Genomic DNA, 15,179 nt, shown 5'->3' on the forward strand with positions numbered 1-15,179 from the left:
CGGACTCGCGTTTCAAAGCGCTCCCGATGACCGGTGAACAGGAAAGCGGATTTCCACCGTTCCTTCCTGTGCACAAGCTTAGACCGGACTCGGGGCCCGCGAATCAGACCGATGTCGCTGGCGGAGGCGGCGGCTCCTGCGTGCCGAGCCGGCCCTCCAGCACGGCGACGCGGGCTGCGAGAGCATCGTTCTGGGTGCGGAGAGCCGAGACCAGATCGCGCAGGACATCCACCTCTTCGCGGGTGGCGATGTCCATGTCACGAATCAAGCGCTCGACCTGCGCCTTGAACACGGTCTCCGCTTCACGCTTCACGCCCTGCGCCGCACCGGCGGCATCGGTCATGAGCCGGGCGAAATCGTCGAACAGGCGGTTGGAGCCGCGGCCCGCGCCGTCCTTAGAGCCTTGCATCGTCGTCTCCCGAGATCGAGGCCCGCGTCGGACATCGCGCCGGCACCTGAGGTAAGCAGATAAGAATCGAAGGCGTGCGAGGCAATCCGAAGGCAAGGTGCACGGCCGAGGAATTCGCGGTCCGGCCCGCCAAAACCACGTTCGATCCGCCACGATGGGACCGCAAACCGGTCGCCATGGTCACCGCCGATTCGACGGACCGGCAAGGATGCGCATGGTCACCCGACGCGATTGTACCTTCGGCGCAGCCGCCTGGGCTGCGGGACATCTTCTCGCCGGGGGAAGACCGGCGCTCGCCGCGGCTTCGTTTCCGGAGAATCTTGCCGACAGGTTCGCGCAGATCGAGGCGACGAGCGGCGGACGGCTCGGGATCGGTCTTCTCGATACCGGCAGTGGCACCCAGGCGGCGCATCGCGGGGCGGAGCGCTTCCCGATGTGCAGTACGTTCAAGGTTCTCGCGGCCGGTGCTGTGCTGGCGCGGATCGACCAGGGCGAGGACAGTCTCGACCGGCGGCTGCGTTACGCGGCGAGCGAGGTCGTGCCCTACTCGCCCATGAGCGGACCGAGGGCGGATGGCGAGGGCATGACCCTCGCCGAACTCTGCGAGGCCGCCGTTACGCTCAGCGACAACACTGCCGCCAACCTGCTCCTGGGGACGATGGGTGGCCCGGCCGGACTCACCGCCCAGATCCACGCGTTCGGCGACGCGACGACCCGCCTCGACCGTATCGAGCCGGATCTGAACGAGGCCGTGCCCGGCGACCCGCGTGACACCACCACGCCGCTGGCCATGGCCGAGACGCTCCGGCGCCTCGTCCTCACGGACGCGCTCTCGCCCGCCTCGCGAACCCTTCTCACCGCCTGGCTCGTGGGTTGCCGCACCGGCGATGCGCGGCTGCGCGCCGGCCTGCCGAAGGAGTGGCGCATCGGCGAAAAGACCGGATCCGGCGAGAACGACACGGCCAACGATATTGCCGTGATCTGGCCGCCGCGCCGGGCTCCCCTCGTCCTGACGGTCTACCTGACCGGGGCGAAGACGTCGCCGGAGGCGCGCAGCGCCACCATCGCCTCGGTGGCCAGGGCCGTCGCCGCCGCCGCTGCGGAACGAGATGGCGGTTGACGCGCATCGATCCGTGTAAGCGTCCCTTAAGTGGTTGTCTGCCAAGGCTTAACCGACAAGCGGGGGCACTGAGACGAGAGCTCCGGCGCCGCTTTACCAGCGTGTCGGAGGGGTGAATGATGATCGAGGGCCTCAAGCACCGCATCCGCGCCGCGGGACGCCGGCCCCGATCGCCCAATGAGGCAACGCTTGCCTCACTTGCTTTTGGGATCGCCGCCTTGAGCACGTCCGCCAACCCGGCCTCCGCCGACGAGCGACCGCATTACGACGGCTTCCGTCAGGGCACGTATCTCTCCTACCTCAACGCGGGGGAGGATGGCGCCGAGATCACGCGCTCGCCGCGCCTCGGCCTGTCCTTCGGGGGTGAGGTGCGCCCGGTCCTGATGGATACCGGCTCCACCGGCATCGTCGTCTCGGCGAGCCGGATCCCCGGCTTCGAGACGATGCCGTCGCGGCCCGGACGGCTCACCTACAGCAGTTCCGGGCGGATCATGATCGGACGCTGGGTGACGCTGCCCGTCACGCTCGTCGGCGGCAACGGGGCCAGCGTGACCACCTCACCGCTCCCCGTCCTGGCGGTCACCGAGATCGCATGCACGAACAATGCCCGCGCCTGTACGCCGGAAACGATGCCCGGCCACGTGGCCATGTTAGGCATCGGCTTCGGACGGGAGGGCGATGCGCAGAGCCAGAGCACGCCCGACACCAACCCGCTCCTCAACCTCGCGCCTGACGGCAGGAGCCCCGCACGGCGCGGCTACGTGGTGACGCGGGACGGCATCCATGCGGGTCTCACCGCAGCCAATACGCGCGGCGACATCCGCTTCGTGAAGCTCGATCCCCACCCCGGCATTCCCGGCGAATGGCAGGGCGTCCCCGTCTGCATTACGGTCAACGGCCAGGCACCCGGCGCCTGCGGCCGGGCGCTCGTCGATACGGGCGTGTCGGTGATGTACCTGACCTTGCCGACAGGGGCCGTGGACGGTGCCGTCACTTCCGATGACGACGGCCGGAGCCAGTTCCTGCCCGGTACCCGCCTCGGCTTCACCTTCCCCGGACGGGGCTCCGAACCGGCGGCGGCCTACGACATCGTCATCGGCGACGCGTCCCCGCTCTCGCCGGGAAAAGTGACCCTCAACACCCGACGCCCGGAGCCCTTCGTCAATACCGGCCTGCGCTTCCTCAATGGCTTCGACGTGCTTTACGACGCCGATGGCGGCTATTTCGGGTTTCGCAGGCGGTAGAGCATAGTCGACGCAAGCGTCTTTGCGATGACATTTGCCGAATGTGTCCCGGATACCGGACCGAAACAGACGTTTACAATTCTGATCTCGCTATCCCCTTCGAATCCCTCCGCCGAGGCGTCATAAACGGCCACCGGATGGACGAGACATGACGCAGACGAATTCCGCCACGCCCCATATCCTCGTGGTCGAGGACGACCGCGAGATCAGCGCCCTGGTGGCGCGCTACCTCCGTGCCAACGAATGCCGGGTGAGCCTCGCAGGGGACGGGCGCGAGATGGACAAGGCGCTGGCGGATGCGCGCGTCGACCTCATCGTGCTCGACCTGATGCTGCCGGGCGAGGACGGGTTGAGCCTGTGCCGACGCCTGCGCGCGGGGTCCTCGATCCCGATCCTGATGCTCACCGCCAAGGCCGAGGAGATCGACCGGATCGTCGGGCTCGAGATCGGGGCGGACGATTACCTCGCCAAACCGTTCAACCCGCGCGAGCTTCTCGCCCGCATCCGCGCGATCCTGCGGCGGGGCGCGAGCGCCGAGGCTGCCGGCGACGATGGCGCCCGCCGGCTGCGCTTCCTCGACTGGACCCTCGACGTGTCCCTGCGTCAGCTCCTCAGCCCGGACGATGCCCGCATCACCATCACGGGGGCGGAATTCGACCTGCTGCACGTGCTCTGCCTGAGACCCGGCCGGGTGCTCTCGCGCGACCAGCTCCTCGACCTGACCCAGGGACGGGCCGCCGGCCCATACGAGCGGAGCATCGACGTCCTCATCAGCCGCATCCGCCAGAAGATCGAGGCCGACCCTCGCAACCCGGAGATCATCCGCACCATCCGCTCCGGCGGCTACCTGTTCACCCCGGCGGTGACGCGATCATGAGCGCGGCCACGAAGGGCCGGTGGCGGCGCCTCCTCGGCTTTCCGCCCCGCAGTATCGCCGGCCAGATCGCGATGCTCAGCGTGGCCGCCATCGTCGTCAGCCATGCGGTCGCGACCCTGGCCTTCCTGATGCTGCGCGAACCCTGGAACCCGGACAACCATCCGGGCGTAGCCGCGACACGGCTGGCCACCATCGTTCGCCTGCTCGATGCCGCTCCGCCGGGGGATCGGCCGCGCCTGCTGCAGGATGCGGCACGCAGCCTGCCCGGCCTGCAGCTCGAAGCGGCCCCGGCCCCGCTGGAAACTGCCGCCCCCGGCACTCGGGACGGGCAGGCCGACCATCCCATAGTCCAGCGCATGCGCGACGGGTTCGGACGGCCCCTCACGATCACCGATCTCTCGTCTCCGGGGAAAGTGCCGGAGACGGCCAGTGGCATCCGGATCGGCATCACGACGCCGTCCGGTGCGAGCCTGCGCGCGACCCTGCCGGATGACGTCCGGTCTCCGTTCGGCCCCGGCCCGATCATCTTCACCTTCGTCCTTCTCGGCATCACCCTGTCGCTCATGTCGATCTGGGCGACGCGGGCCTTGACCGCTCCGCTGGCGAAACTCGCCGAGGCCGCCGATGCCTTCGGCACGGGCATGAACCTCGTGGCGCTGCCCCGGAACGGGCCGAAGGAGGTGATGGCCGTGTCCCGCGCCCTCGACACGATGCGCGGCCGCGTCCGCCGCCTCATCGACGATCGAACTCAGATGCTGGCGGCGATCAGCCACGATCTGCGCACCCCGATCACCCGTTTGCGGCTGCGGGCCGAATTCATCGAGGACGATCACGCACGCACCATGACCCTGCGCGACCTCGATCAGATGAACGGGCTGGTGGACGCCGCCCTGTCCTTCGTCCGGGACGGTCAGGCCGGGGGCACCCAGACTCTCGTCGACCTCGCTTCCCTTGTCCAAACCGTGTGCGACGGCTTCGCCGATGTCGGCGCGGACGTGCGTGTGGAACAGACGCGGCACGTCCTCGTGCGCGGCCGGGCGGACGAGCTCCAGCGGGCCATCGTCAACCTCGTCGATAATGCGGTGAAGTATGGCGGCGCGGCGCGGCTGACGATGCACCCGTCGGATCAGGGCGTGGCTCTCGAAGTGTCCGATGACGGTCCCGGCATTCCGGAGGCCGAGCGCGACGCCATGGTGCAGCCTTTCGTACGCGGAGACCGGGCCCGGAATCTCAACGAGGCCAGCGGCTTCGGCCTCGGTCTGTCGATCGTTCTCGCCATCGTGGAGGGGCATGGTGGCCGGCTGACCCTGTCGAACAAGCCCCCCCACGGCCTCGTGGCCCGTATCGACCTGCCCCTCGCCGTCGCTCAGGGAGGGCAGCTGCGCGCGTCTCCATCGACGAACCCTGGGACCGTCGCCCCGGTCATTTCCTGATTTTGGCATTCGACTGTTTCGGAACGTGGGTTCGAAACATCGCGAAACTCTTGTGCCGAGCGCGGGAAAGGTCCGCTTAACCCTGGGTGTCGCTCTCTCGACACCCGTCGCGATCTCCCCGCGACGGCATTCGACCGAGGCGACCGCGCCATGACATCTGTCAGTTCCACTCAGACCTCCGCCACGTTCCAGGCCCAGCGTCCGCCGCCGTCCAGAGGCAATCCGGTCGCGCAGGCCATCGCCAGCGAGGTCTCCACCGGCGGCATCAGCGCCACCGACGGCACCGCTCTCACCGACGCCCTCGATTCCATCGATTCGAGCCTCAAGAGCGAGAGCTCCAACGCGACCGGCAGAACGAGCACACGCCTCGACCCGTCGCAGATCGAGGACACGATCGGCAGCCTCATCGAGGATCAGGTCTCCAGCGGCGACCTCACCACCGATCAGGCCGAGACCCTGAAGACGCTGTTCGAAGCCAACGCGTCGGGCAGGGGAGGAGTTGGGGACGCAGGTGGCGCGGGCGCTCGACCAGCCGGCCCGCCGCCATCCGAGGTTGAGGCGCAAGGCGCGTCATCGTCGACAGACATGTCGGCCGGCGTCAGCGAGCTTCTCGACAGCTTCATGACGACGCTCCAGGAATCGCAGACGAGTGCGTCCGGTTACGCCGCCTCCGGTGCCAAGGCGTCCGGCGCGAGCGCCAGCGCCCTGTTGTTCGACTTCAACACGTAAGGGCGGTCCCGCCCGGTGCCCGGCATCCACGCCCAGGCACCGGGGGGCTACACGCCGGGGGCCGCCCTTAGAACTCCATGTCGAGTTCTTCGATCTCGTTGGGTTCGGCGGCCGCCGCCTCGCTCCATTCCACCATCAGGGGCCAGGCGAGGATGGTGTCGCGATAGGCCGCGACGTTGCGGGGCAGCGAGACGTCGTAGGTCTGGAACCGCGTACAGACCGGCGCGAACATGGCGTCGGCGAGGCTCGGACGCGTGCCGAACAGGAACGGACCGCCGTAGCGCGCCAGGCAATCCTCGACGATGGTGATGACGCGCTCGATATCGCCCCTGGCTCCGTTGAAGATCTTGAAATTGGTGTGGCGGGCCTTGAGGTTCATCGGCAGGGCCGAGCGCAGGTTGATGAACCCACCATGCATCTCGCCCGAGATCGAACGGCAGCGCGCCCGCGCCACCGGATCCTTCGGCAGGAAGCCTGCATCGGGGTAGGTCTCGTTGAGATACTGGGAGAGGGCCAGGGTATCCCAGACCTCGATCTCGCCATGGACGAGGCGGGGCACGAGGAAGGACGGGGACAGGTGTAGAAGCTCGGCCCGTGAGGATTCGTCGTCACCGGACAGGACCTCGACCTCGAAATCGAGCCCGGCCATGCGGCAGACCAGCCATCCCCGGAGCGACCAGGATGAGTAGTTTCGGCTCGAAATCGTGAGCGTGGCGACTGGCATGTCCATCCCCTGTCTTCTCATCCCCGACCGTCCATAAGGTTTTCGGCCCGAGCTGTGCAGGGGGCATCCAAGTCTCGTGCCGCATCGAACCGGCCTTCTCCGAAGGAGAAAAACCTTTCCTGTCTCGTCGATGGGACAGTGATGCATTCTCACAACATTTATTACAGATCGTACCTGCAGCCGATTGCGTTGCGCGCAACCGTGGCTCAGCCTAGCGGGCTGTGACGACCGTCGGAGGCGATCCCGGCGGTTGAGCACAACGAAGCGAATGACCCGCTATCCGATCGTTCGCGCAGGAGTTCGAGCGTCATGCTCTACGATGCCTTCGAAGTGCAGTCCGACCTTGCCCAGCGCACGCGCTCCTGGGGGAAGCTCGTCCACGACGCCGTATCGCCCTGGGTCGGGTCGCGAAACGCGGCGCCGATGAACTGGTGGTCGGCCGGCGCCCGGATGATGATGCGCGCGGGCCTGACCTTCGCCCGCCCCGCCTTCGGCATCGACAGCGTCCGGGTCGGCAACCGCGAAGTGTCGGTGAGCGAGGAGGCGACGTTCTCGACCCCGTTCGGGACGCTTCTGCGCTTCAGGAAGGACATCGATTCCGAGCAGCCCAAGGTGCTCGTCGTCGCGCCGCTCTCGGGCCATTTCGCCACGTTGCTGCGCGGCACGGTGCGGACCCTGCTGGCCGACCACGACGTCTACATCACCGATTGGCATAATGCCCGCGACGTGCCGCTCGCCGACGGTCCGTTCGGGTTCGACGATTACGTGGATCACCTGGTGCAGTTCCTCGGCGTCATGGGCGAGGGCTCGCATGTGGTGGCGGTCTGTCAGCCGGCGGTCCAGGCGCTCGCCGCCGCCGCCGTCATGGCCCAGTCGAAGGACATCGCGCATCCGCGCAGCATGACGCTCATGGCCGGGCCGGTGGATTGCCGCATCAGCCCGACCTCGGTGAACAAGCTCGCCACCTCTAAGCCGATCGCATGGTTCGAAAAGAATCTCATCGCCACGGTTCCCCAGCGTCATGCGGGGGCCGGCAGACGGGTCTATCCCGGCTTCATGCAGGTCTCGGCCTTCGTCTCGATGAATGCCAAGCGCCACCAGCAGAGCCATGCCGACCTGTTCTGGCATTTCGCCAACGGCGAGGCCGACAAGGCCAACCAGATCGAGACGTTCTACGACGAGTATTTTGCCGTCCTCGACCTCGCGGCCGAGTTCTACATCGAAACCGTCCAGACGGTGTTCCAGGATTACACCCTCGCCAAGAACGAACTGACCTATCGCGGAAATCCCATCGACATGCGGTCCATCCGCAAGACCGCGCTGATGACCGTGGAGGGCGAGCGCGACGATATCTGCGCCGTCGGGCAGACCATGGCGGCGCACGACCTGTGCGGCAGCCTCCCCCCGCACATGAAGAGCCACCACCTGCAGGCGGGCGTCGGCCATTACGGCGTCTTCACCGGCCGCAAGTGGGAGGGCCAGACCTACCCGCTCGTGCGCAACTTCATCCAATCGCACGCATGAGGATGCGGGTCCGGCTCAGGATTTAACCGAGAGCGGTTGGAACTCGTGTCCGCTTGGTGTATGAGCCTGCCCCAAGTGAGTTTTCAGCGTCGATTCGAGACCGTCACACACAGGTCCCTCCCTGGAGCGATCCAGGGTATGGGGCTATTGGCGGTTTGCCCTCGTCGGACAGGCGGGGGCGTTCGGAGAGGGCGCCGTCCGACAAACATACGTCTCTAAAGGATCAAGTCCGTTGCAGGTACTCGTTCGCGATAACAACGTCGACCAGGCACTCCGCGTTCTCAAGAAGAAGATGCAGCGCGAGGGCATCTTCCGCGAGATGAAGCAGCGCAAGGCCTACGAGAAGCCCTCCGTGCGCAAGGCTCGTGAGAAGGCCGAGGCCGTGCGCCGCGCCCGCAAGCAGGCCCGCAAGACCGCGATCCGTGAGGGCCTGATCGCCGCTCCGAAGCCGAAGCCCCGTTTCGGCGCCGGTGCGCCGCGTCGTCCGGGCGGTTCGCCTTTCGCTCCGAGCGCCGCTCCCTCGGCCAACGTCGCCTCGTAAGACCGACCGGCGGCCGATCCCGTATCGGCCCCGAACGCGGTTACTGGCGCTACCGTCCCATCTCTCAGAATGCCCGGGCGCCGATGCGTCCGGGCATTCTGTCGTTTCAGGCGATCCCCACGGCGGCGGAGGCGTGCTCGGCTTCCACCAGGACATCGAGGGCGCGCCAGGGCTTCTGCATGTAAATGGCCTGTTCGGGCAGGCGACCGGTGCTGCGCTCGTCGTAGCCCGAGGTCAGGACCATCCGGACATCGGGCCAGCGCTGCTCCACGGTCCGCGCCAGGGCGATGCCGTCCATGGCCCCGCCGAGGCGCACATCGGCGAACAGCAGGGCGACGTTCATCCCCTTGCGCTCGAGAACGCCGATGGCCGCCTCGGCGCTGTCACAGGCAATCACGTCGAGATCGGTTTCCTCGAGAATGGCGGCAGCGAGGTCGCGAACCGCTGCATCGTCCTCAACCACGAGGGCAACGGGGCCGTCGATCTGGGCTGGCGATACGGTGTCGGCGGTCGAGTGGATGGTATGATTCATGAGGTCTCCTTCTTGGAATGGGGGCGGGCGCGATCGCGGCCCCGCAGGGCGTCATGCGCCCGGTCGATGATTCGATTGTTCGAAGGCTGCGCCGCCTGGCCGGGATCGGCAAGGGTGCCAGCCGCCGCCACGGCCATGCGCCTCTCGCTCCATAAAAAGCGGAACCGCCTCAAAGCGGGCTTGGTGGCAGCCTAAGATCCGAGAATGCACGAAATCGAGCGTCTCTGCACATCGTCTACGCAGACGCACAAGGTTCGGGCATACCGCAACGCATTAACGATCTGTTCACCGCAAAAGATCGAATGTTACAGTTCAACGACCGTCAAGCTGGATCATGGAACGGTTTCTGTTTCCCGATCCGGGGAGGGGTGCCGAAACAGGGGGTTGTTGCTCAGCCATGTGCCGCTTTCTCGCCTATAGCGGTGATCCGGTCTTCCTGACCGATCTCGTCTGCGCGCCGACGCACTCGCTGGTGCATCAGTCGCTGCACGCCACCGAGGCGAAGACGGAGACCAACGGCGACGGTTTCGGCATCGGCTGGTACGGCGAACGGACCGATCCGGGCCAGTATCGCGACGTCTGCCCGGCCTGGTCGGACGAGAACCTCGTCAATCTCTGCCAGCAGGTCCGCGCGCGGATGTTCTTCGCCCATGTGCGCGCCTCCACCGGCACGGCCACCACGCGGGCGAACTGCCATCCCTTCGCCCATGGGCGGCACCTGTTCATGCATAACGGCCAGATCGGCGGCTATCACCGCATCAAGCGGCGGATCGAGGCCCTGATCCCGGACGCGCTCTACGAAGCGCGGCGCGGCACCACCGATTCCGAGGCGATCTTCCTCCTGGCGCTGGCCAACGGTCTTGCCGATGACCCGATCGGTGCCATGGCCGAAACCCTCTCGACGGTCCGCGACCTGATGCAGGCGGCCGGGATCACCGAGGCCCTGCGCTTCACCTCCGTCGTCACCGACGGCGAGACCCTGACGGCCTATCGCTGGGCCTGCGACGGTCGCCCGCCGAGTCTCTATTACCGCCAGACCGAAACCGGCCTCGTAGTGGTCTCCGAGCCCATCGACGATTGCAAGGAGGGCTGGATCGTGATCCCGCGCGGCGGCACGCTGCAGGCGACGCGCGGCGGCACGGTGACGGTGAAGGGCGCCGACGAGGCGCGGGTCCGCATCGCCGCCTGAGACCGCTCCCGAGGGTTGCGGCACGGAGGGTTGCGGCGTCGGCGCGAAGGGCGGACAACCCATGCTCCTTCGAGAGCGTGAGCCGCCGATGACCGACACGGACGTGACCCTTCACATCGCCGGGGCCTGGACGCCCGGCTCCGACGCGCGGACGATCCCCGTCCTCAACCCCGCCACCGGCGACGCCATCGGCACCGTGGCGGTGGCGACGCGCAACGATCTCGACCGTGCCCTGGAGGCCGCCCGTCGCGGATTCGCCGAATGGCGCAGGGTCGCGGCCTTCGATCGCGCCAAGGTGATGCGGCGGGCCGCCGATCTGCTCCGTTCGCGCGTCGACGACATCGCCCGGACGATGACGCTGGAACAGGGCAAGCCGCTGGCCGAGGCACGGGTGGAGACGCTTGCCGCCGCCGACGTCATCGACTGGTTCGCCGAGGAAGGGAAACGCGCCTACGGCCGCATCATCCCCGCCCGCGTGCCGGGCGTGACCCAGATGGTTCTGCGCGAGCCGGTGGGTCCCGTGGCCGCCTTCACGCCCTGGAACTTCCCGATCAACCAGGCCGTCCGCAAGCTCTCGGCGGCGCTCTGCGCCGGCTGCTCGGTGATCCTGAAGGGGCCGGAAGATACGCCGGCGAGTTGCGCCGAACTCGTCCGCGCCTTCCTCGATGCCGGGGTGCCGGGTGACGTGCTGTCCCTGGTCTTCGGCGATCCAGCCGAGATCTCGTCCTACCTGATCCCGCATCCGGTCATCGCCAAGATCTCGTTCACCGGCTCCACTCCGGTGGGCAAGGAGCTCGCGGCTTTGGCCGGGCGCCACATGAAGCGCATCACCATGGAACTCGGGGGCCACGCCCCCGCCCTGGTCTTCGCCGACGCGGATGTGGAGAAGGCCGTCTCGGTGCTCGGCGCCAACAAATTCCGCAATGCCGGGCAGGTCTGCGTCGCGCCGACCCGCTTCCTCATCCACGATTCCGTCTACGACCGCTTCGTCGAGGGGTTCGTGGCGCATGCACAGGGCATCAGGGTCGGCGACGGGTTCGATCCCGAGACCCAGATGGGGCCGTTGATCCATGCCCGCCGGCGCGAGGCGATGGAATCCCTGGTGGCCGATGCCGTAGCGCAGGGCGCGGAGCTCCGCACCGGCGGCAAGCGCATCGGCAACCGCGGCCATTTCTTCGAACCGACCGTACTCACCGAGACCCCGCTCACCGCGCGGATCATGAACGAGGAGCCGTTCGGCCCCGTTGCCCTGGTCCAGCGCTTCTCCGACGACGAGGCGGCCTTCGCCGAGGCCAACCGGCTGCCCTATGGTCTCGCCGCCTACGCCTACACCCGCTCGGCCACCCGCGCGACGGAGATCGCCGCTCGGGTCGAGAGCGGCATGCTCGGCATCAACCATCACGGCCTCGCCTTCCCCGAAACTCCCTTCGGCGGCATCAAGGATTCCGGCTACGGCAGCGAGGGCGGCTCGGAAGCGATCGAGGCCTATCTGACGACGAAGTTCGTCAGCCAGGCGAGCGCCTGAACAGCCTCATTCGGTAGGCTCGACAAGCAAAACGCTCCATGGGGCAGACCCCATGGAGCGCTGATGCACGCCTTTGCTCCGGCCCCGCTCACGGGAGCGGCCTTAGCGGGTCGCGGGGTCGACGATCTCGGCGACGATGCGCCGGGTCGCGGGAGCACGCGAGGTCAGGGACGGCGTGGTGGTCAGTTCGGAGGCCGGACGCACGGCGGCCGTGATGCGGGCCTGCTCCCGATAGAGCGTGGGGGTGACGGTGATGCGCTCGTCGGCGGTCGCGGTACCGACCAGGGTGGCGGAGGCGAGAGCGGCGAGGACAAGGCTACGAACGGTCATAATATTGATCCCTCTGATGTTTCGGGGCCGATGCCCCGTTTCGTGAGACCGATATATTTTGCGGCGCAACATTCATCAAACAGATAGCTTCGATATCCGATATCGACCGTATCAATGCGATGCTTTCAATTGGACCGCGCGGCCGTTTACGTCTTCAGCCGTTTCGATCCGCAAACGTCGCTGGAAAGCATGAGACAGGATGGGATGTCTCACCCTGTCTCGTCATCAGCTGGGCTTGCCACTTCACCAAGGGTTTGAGACCTAAGTCCCGAAGCCGAGGCGCCTCTGATCGGCAGCCGATGGACGCCGACCGCCAGCGATGAGGCGGAGCTTCGACGTCGTTCTCAGCCCTGCCGTCAGTAGCGGGGGGCATCGACGCGTGCACCCCAGATATTGAGCGTGCGGATCGATGGCTTAGACGGAGCGTCCACGGCCTCTGCGCTCGCTTTGGCGGATGCGTAGGACCGCTTCGGCGCGATGGAATCGGTGTTCGGCGAGTTGGTGGCGGATGCGGTCAAGGTCGCTTGGGTACCGGGGACGGTGAAGCGATGCCCCCAGGCGTCGAACGACCTCGCCGGCTCGGCCTTAGCAGGAACGATGGCGGCGACGACGAGTGTGAGGATGGCGCCGGTGATGAAGGTGGAGCGAGTGGTCATGATACGACGTCCTGTTCGGTGAGCGTTCGTCGGGGGAGGTTTCCGATGACCCGACGCTTCGGCCCGTTGCAACAACGTTGATATAAACGTAGCGCTGCGGCCTGCGGTGCGCGTCCGCACATAGGTTGATATCAATTATATTCCGAGGAGGTCTCGTTTGGCAGGGGCTGTACAAAACCCGCAGGGCCATTATCTCGTTGGTATCAACAGTCCAGGGAAATCTCGTATGGCCGGACATCCGGTCCTCACTCCACAGATCGCGGCCGGGGTCGAACAAGCCTGCTTCAGCTTCGCGGCTCAGAAGGCGGCACGCGCCATTGGCCGGCGCTATGACGCGGCGCTCCGCCCGACCGGCCTCTCGAACTGGCAGTTTACGCTGCTGATGATGCTCGTCCGAGACGAGGCTCCGACCATCGGCGCGCTGGCACAGGCCCTAGCGATGGATCGCACGACCATCACCGCGAACGTGAAGCCCCTGGAACGACGCGGGCTGCTAAGAATCGAAGCCGATGCGGACGACAGGCGCGTGAGACGCATCCTGCTTACCGACGAAGGTCGCACAGTCCTGGCACAGGCGTACCCGCTCTGGGAGAAGGCGCAAGCCGCTTGCGCCGAACATCTCGGCGCGATCGATCAGACCATTTACCGTGCCGCCGTGGCCGCGCTGACGATGTGAGTCGGCCTGGCAGGGCACTCGGGACCTATCGCGCCCGGAGACCTTGCCACTTTGCTCGAAACATTCGCGAGGTGCGAGAAGCCGGTGCTCCTCAGTAACGCACCGTCGCCCGCACGCCGAACACCGCGGCATTCTTGATCCGGGCGCCATCGGGATCGCGCGGATTGGGCACGCCGCCGCCCGGGCGAAAGATATACTGGATGTCCGGCTGAACCGTGACGCCGGGTCCGAGGACGGCCTGATAGGTCGCCTCGATCACGGCCTCGCTGCTCCGACGGGGTCCACTCGCGCCGCCGAAGCGGATCACATCGGTGTCGAACCCACGGGCACTGTCCGAGATGCGGGCCAGGGCGAAGGCGACGCCGATCGTGTCGTCTGACCGTCCCTTGAAGAGGCCCTTATAGGCAATGCCCATATCGGCGTAGAAATCCACGATGTTGCGGTCGGAGGGCGAACCGGACAGGCGCAGGAACACACTGGCACCGTCATTGGGGTCATCGGGCTCGCGGTAGATGGTCTGGTCGATGATGCCGTAGAGGCCGCTATCGCCGCGAAAGCGCCGGGCGATGCCGGTGGTGGACGGATCGGCCAGTGAGCGCCCGGCCTCGTCGAAACGCTGGCTGTCGAACCGGCCAAAATGATGCCAGCCCCCCAGCGTCACCGTGCCGGGATCGCCCTCATCACCCTGCGCGATGTTGTACGCATAGGCGGCTTCCGCGATGACGAGGGTGGGATCGCTGGTGCGGAAATTCGTGCCGGTGCGGTTGCGGCGCTGAGGATCGAGATCGCTGGGGTAAGGCCCTGCCGGATCGCCGTCGAAGACGCCGACCTGCAGCGAGAAATTCTGGTTCGGGACGTATTTCGCCCGGATCGCCGGCACCGCCAGCGGGTAGATCGGACCGCCGCTCGGCAGCACCTCCGCCATGATGTTGGGCCAGCCGAAGGTGGAATTGATGAACAGCGTGCCGGTCTGAGTCACTGCGAATTCGGTATCGGCCGCGATCTGACCGACCTTCAATCCGAACTGTCCGTCGAACAGCTTCTGTTCAAGCCAGATTTCGTACAGCCGCGAAGAGGGCAGTGCCTCGATGGCGCTCACGGTGATGAAATTGTTGACGTAGTAGCGCGACAGGCCGGTGCCGTGGATGAGGTAGAGATTGGTGTGGAAGGTCGCCCCTTGCCAACCTGCCAGCTTCTCGAGGTCGGCATCGAACTGGATATCCAGGCGCCCTTCGACGATCGCACCGCGCCGTACACCGCCCGTCGCGTTGCCGAAGCTCTCGCCGATATAGGTGAGGCTGTACTCGATGCCTTTGGTCTTCAGAAAGGAACGCAGGCCATAGGGGTCGCCATACGGGCCGAGCTGGTCCTGTATAGAGGTGTTGAGGTTGGCCGAAGGCTTGGCCGAGGTCACCGACTGCGCCACCGACGTCTGCGGATCGCCGCCGGCGCCGCGCGGTGAGCCGATATCGAGCCCCTCCAGCGCCAGACGCGCCTGCCGTGCCGCAATCTCGGCAGCGGTCTGGGCGTGGGCGCCAGACACGGCAAGGCCGGACATCAGGGCTGCGACGGTCGCAAGAGGAAACGAGCGGAGCATCATTCCTCGGAAAAGCGTGTCCCAGGGCGACCGACCCCCGCTCGCGCTCTATCATGCAGAGCGTGACAGAGCT

The 15,179-nt window shown here is 66.6% G+C and carries 17 protein-coding genes; 10 read left to right on the plus strand and 7 right to left on the minus strand.

Annotated elements, in window-relative coordinates; all coding sequences use genetic code 11:
• Positions 1 to 103: 103 nt before the first annotated feature.
• Positions 104 to 409, minus strand: a complete 306-nt coding sequence (locus tag IPV08_RS04750; RefSeq protein WP_056428180.1) for an accessory factor UbiK family protein — start codon at positions 407 to 409, stop codon at positions 104 to 106.
• Positions 410 to 623: 214 nt separating this feature from the next.
• On the opposite strand from IPV08_RS04750, the gene bla reads away from it, so the two are divergent.
• From bla to IPV08_RS04775, 5 genes are all read left to right on the plus strand, one after another.
• Positions 624 to 1,529 (plus strand): class A beta-lactamase, encoded by a 906-nt coding sequence (gene bla, locus IPV08_RS04755; RefSeq protein WP_207410964.1) that lies wholly within the window; start codon positions 624 to 626, stop codon positions 1,527 to 1,529.
• A gap of 218 nt (positions 1,530 to 1,747) precedes the next feature.
• Positions 1,748 to 2,773: a hypothetical protein gene (locus IPV08_RS04760; RefSeq protein ID WP_210348200.1), complete on the plus strand. Its 1,026-nt coding sequence runs from the start codon at positions 1,748 to 1,750 to the stop codon at positions 2,771 to 2,773.
• Between the two features lie 148 nt (positions 2,774 to 2,921).
• The gene (locus IPV08_RS04765; protein ID WP_207410965.1) at positions 2,922 to 3,650 is read left to right on the plus strand and encodes a response regulator; all 729 of its coding nucleotides are present in this window, start codon (positions 2,922 to 2,924) and stop codon (positions 3,648 to 3,650) included.
• Entirely contained in the window at positions 3,647 to 5,083 is a 1,437-nt protein-coding gene (locus IPV08_RS04770) for an ATP-binding protein (RefSeq protein ID WP_207410966.1), read from the plus strand. The genes IPV08_RS04765 and IPV08_RS04770 overlap by 4 nt, the downstream gene beginning before the upstream one ends.
• A gap of 150 nt (positions 5,084 to 5,233) precedes the next feature.
• Entirely contained in the window at positions 5,234 to 5,812 is a 579-nt protein-coding gene (locus IPV08_RS04775) for a hypothetical protein (RefSeq protein ID WP_056428160.1), read from the plus strand.
• 67 nt (positions 5,813 to 5,879) lie between these two features.
• On the opposite strand, the gene IPV08_RS04780 is transcribed toward IPV08_RS04775, so the two are convergent.
• Positions 5,880 to 6,536, minus strand: coding sequence for a glutathione S-transferase family protein (locus tag IPV08_RS04780; protein ID WP_056428649.1), 657 nt, complete (start codon positions 6,534 to 6,536; stop codon positions 5,880 to 5,882).
• 309 nt (positions 6,537 to 6,845) lie between these two features.
• Between IPV08_RS04780 and phaZ the strand changes: the two genes are divergently transcribed.
• Together phaZ and rpsU are read left to right on the plus strand one after the other, a co-directional pair.
• Positions 6,846 to 8,060: a polyhydroxyalkanoate depolymerase gene (gene phaZ, locus IPV08_RS04785; protein ID WP_056428155.1), complete on the plus strand. Its 1,215-nt coding sequence runs from the start codon at positions 6,846 to 6,848 to the stop codon at positions 8,058 to 8,060.
• 232 nt (positions 8,061 to 8,292) lie between these two features.
• On the plus strand, positions 8,293 to 8,601 hold the full coding sequence (gene rpsU, locus IPV08_RS04790; protein WP_056428151.1) for a 30S ribosomal protein S21: 309 nt from the start codon (positions 8,293 to 8,295) through the stop codon (positions 8,599 to 8,601).
• Between the two features lie 106 nt (positions 8,602 to 8,707).
• Here the strand turns inward: rpsU and IPV08_RS04795 are convergent, their stop codons facing one another.
• A complete protein-coding gene (locus IPV08_RS04795; protein WP_207410967.1) occupies positions 8,708 to 9,133 on the minus strand; it encodes a response regulator in 426 nt (141 codons plus the stop codon).
• A complete protein-coding gene (locus IPV08_RS04800; protein WP_207410968.1) occupies positions 9,130 to 9,270 on the minus strand; it encodes a hypothetical protein in 141 nt (46 codons plus the stop codon). Before IPV08_RS04800 ends, IPV08_RS04795 begins: the two co-directional genes overlap by 4 nt.
• 260 nt (positions 9,271 to 9,530) lie before the next feature.
• Between IPV08_RS04800 and IPV08_RS04805 the strand changes: the two genes are divergently transcribed.
• Both IPV08_RS04805 and IPV08_RS04810 read left to right on the plus strand, forming a co-directional pair.
• Positions 9,531 to 10,322, plus strand: coding sequence for a class II glutamine amidotransferase (locus IPV08_RS04805; protein WP_207410969.1), 792 nt, complete (start codon positions 9,531 to 9,533; stop codon positions 10,320 to 10,322).
• A gap of 88 nt (positions 10,323 to 10,410) precedes the next feature.
• Positions 10,411 to 11,847: an NAD-dependent succinate-semialdehyde dehydrogenase gene (locus IPV08_RS04810; protein ID WP_207410970.1), complete on the plus strand. Its 1,437-nt coding sequence runs from the start codon at positions 10,411 to 10,413 to the stop codon at positions 11,845 to 11,847.
• A 102-nt stretch (positions 11,848 to 11,949) separates the two neighbouring features.
• Here the strand turns inward: IPV08_RS04810 and IPV08_RS04815 are convergent, their stop codons facing one another.
• Both IPV08_RS04815 and IPV08_RS04820 read right to left on the minus strand, forming a co-directional pair.
• Positions 11,950 to 12,177 carry a hypothetical protein gene (locus IPV08_RS04815; protein WP_207410971.1) on the minus strand — a complete coding sequence of 76 codons (228 nt, stop codon included), beginning with the start codon at positions 12,175 to 12,177 and terminating at the stop codon, positions 11,950 to 11,952.
• Positions 12,178 to 12,533: 356 nt separating this feature from the next.
• On the minus strand, positions 12,534 to 12,833 hold the full coding sequence (locus tag IPV08_RS04820) for a hypothetical protein (protein ID WP_207410972.1): 300 nt from the start codon (positions 12,831 to 12,833) through the stop codon (positions 12,534 to 12,536).
• A gap of 226 nt (positions 12,834 to 13,059) precedes the next feature.
• Here IPV08_RS04820 and IPV08_RS04825 point away from each other — a divergent pair, with 226 nt between their 5' ends.
• Positions 13,060 to 13,509, plus strand: a complete 450-nt coding sequence (locus IPV08_RS04825) for a MarR family winged helix-turn-helix transcriptional regulator (RefSeq protein WP_207410973.1) — start codon at positions 13,060 to 13,062, stop codon at positions 13,507 to 13,509.
• A 91-nt stretch (positions 13,510 to 13,600) separates the two neighbouring features.
• Here the strand turns inward: IPV08_RS04825 and IPV08_RS04830 are convergent, their stop codons facing one another.
• Positions 13,601 to 15,109 carry a carbohydrate porin gene (locus IPV08_RS04830; RefSeq protein WP_207410974.1) on the minus strand — a complete coding sequence of 503 codons (1,509 nt, stop codon included), beginning with the start codon at positions 15,107 to 15,109 and terminating at the stop codon, positions 13,601 to 13,603.
• Between the last annotated feature and the right edge of the window lie 70 nt (positions 15,110 to 15,179).

It is taken from the genome of Methylobacterium sp. SD274, assembly GCF_017355285.1.
Classification (GTDB): Bacteria; Pseudomonadota; Alphaproteobacteria; order Rhizobiales; family Beijerinckiaceae; genus Methylobacterium.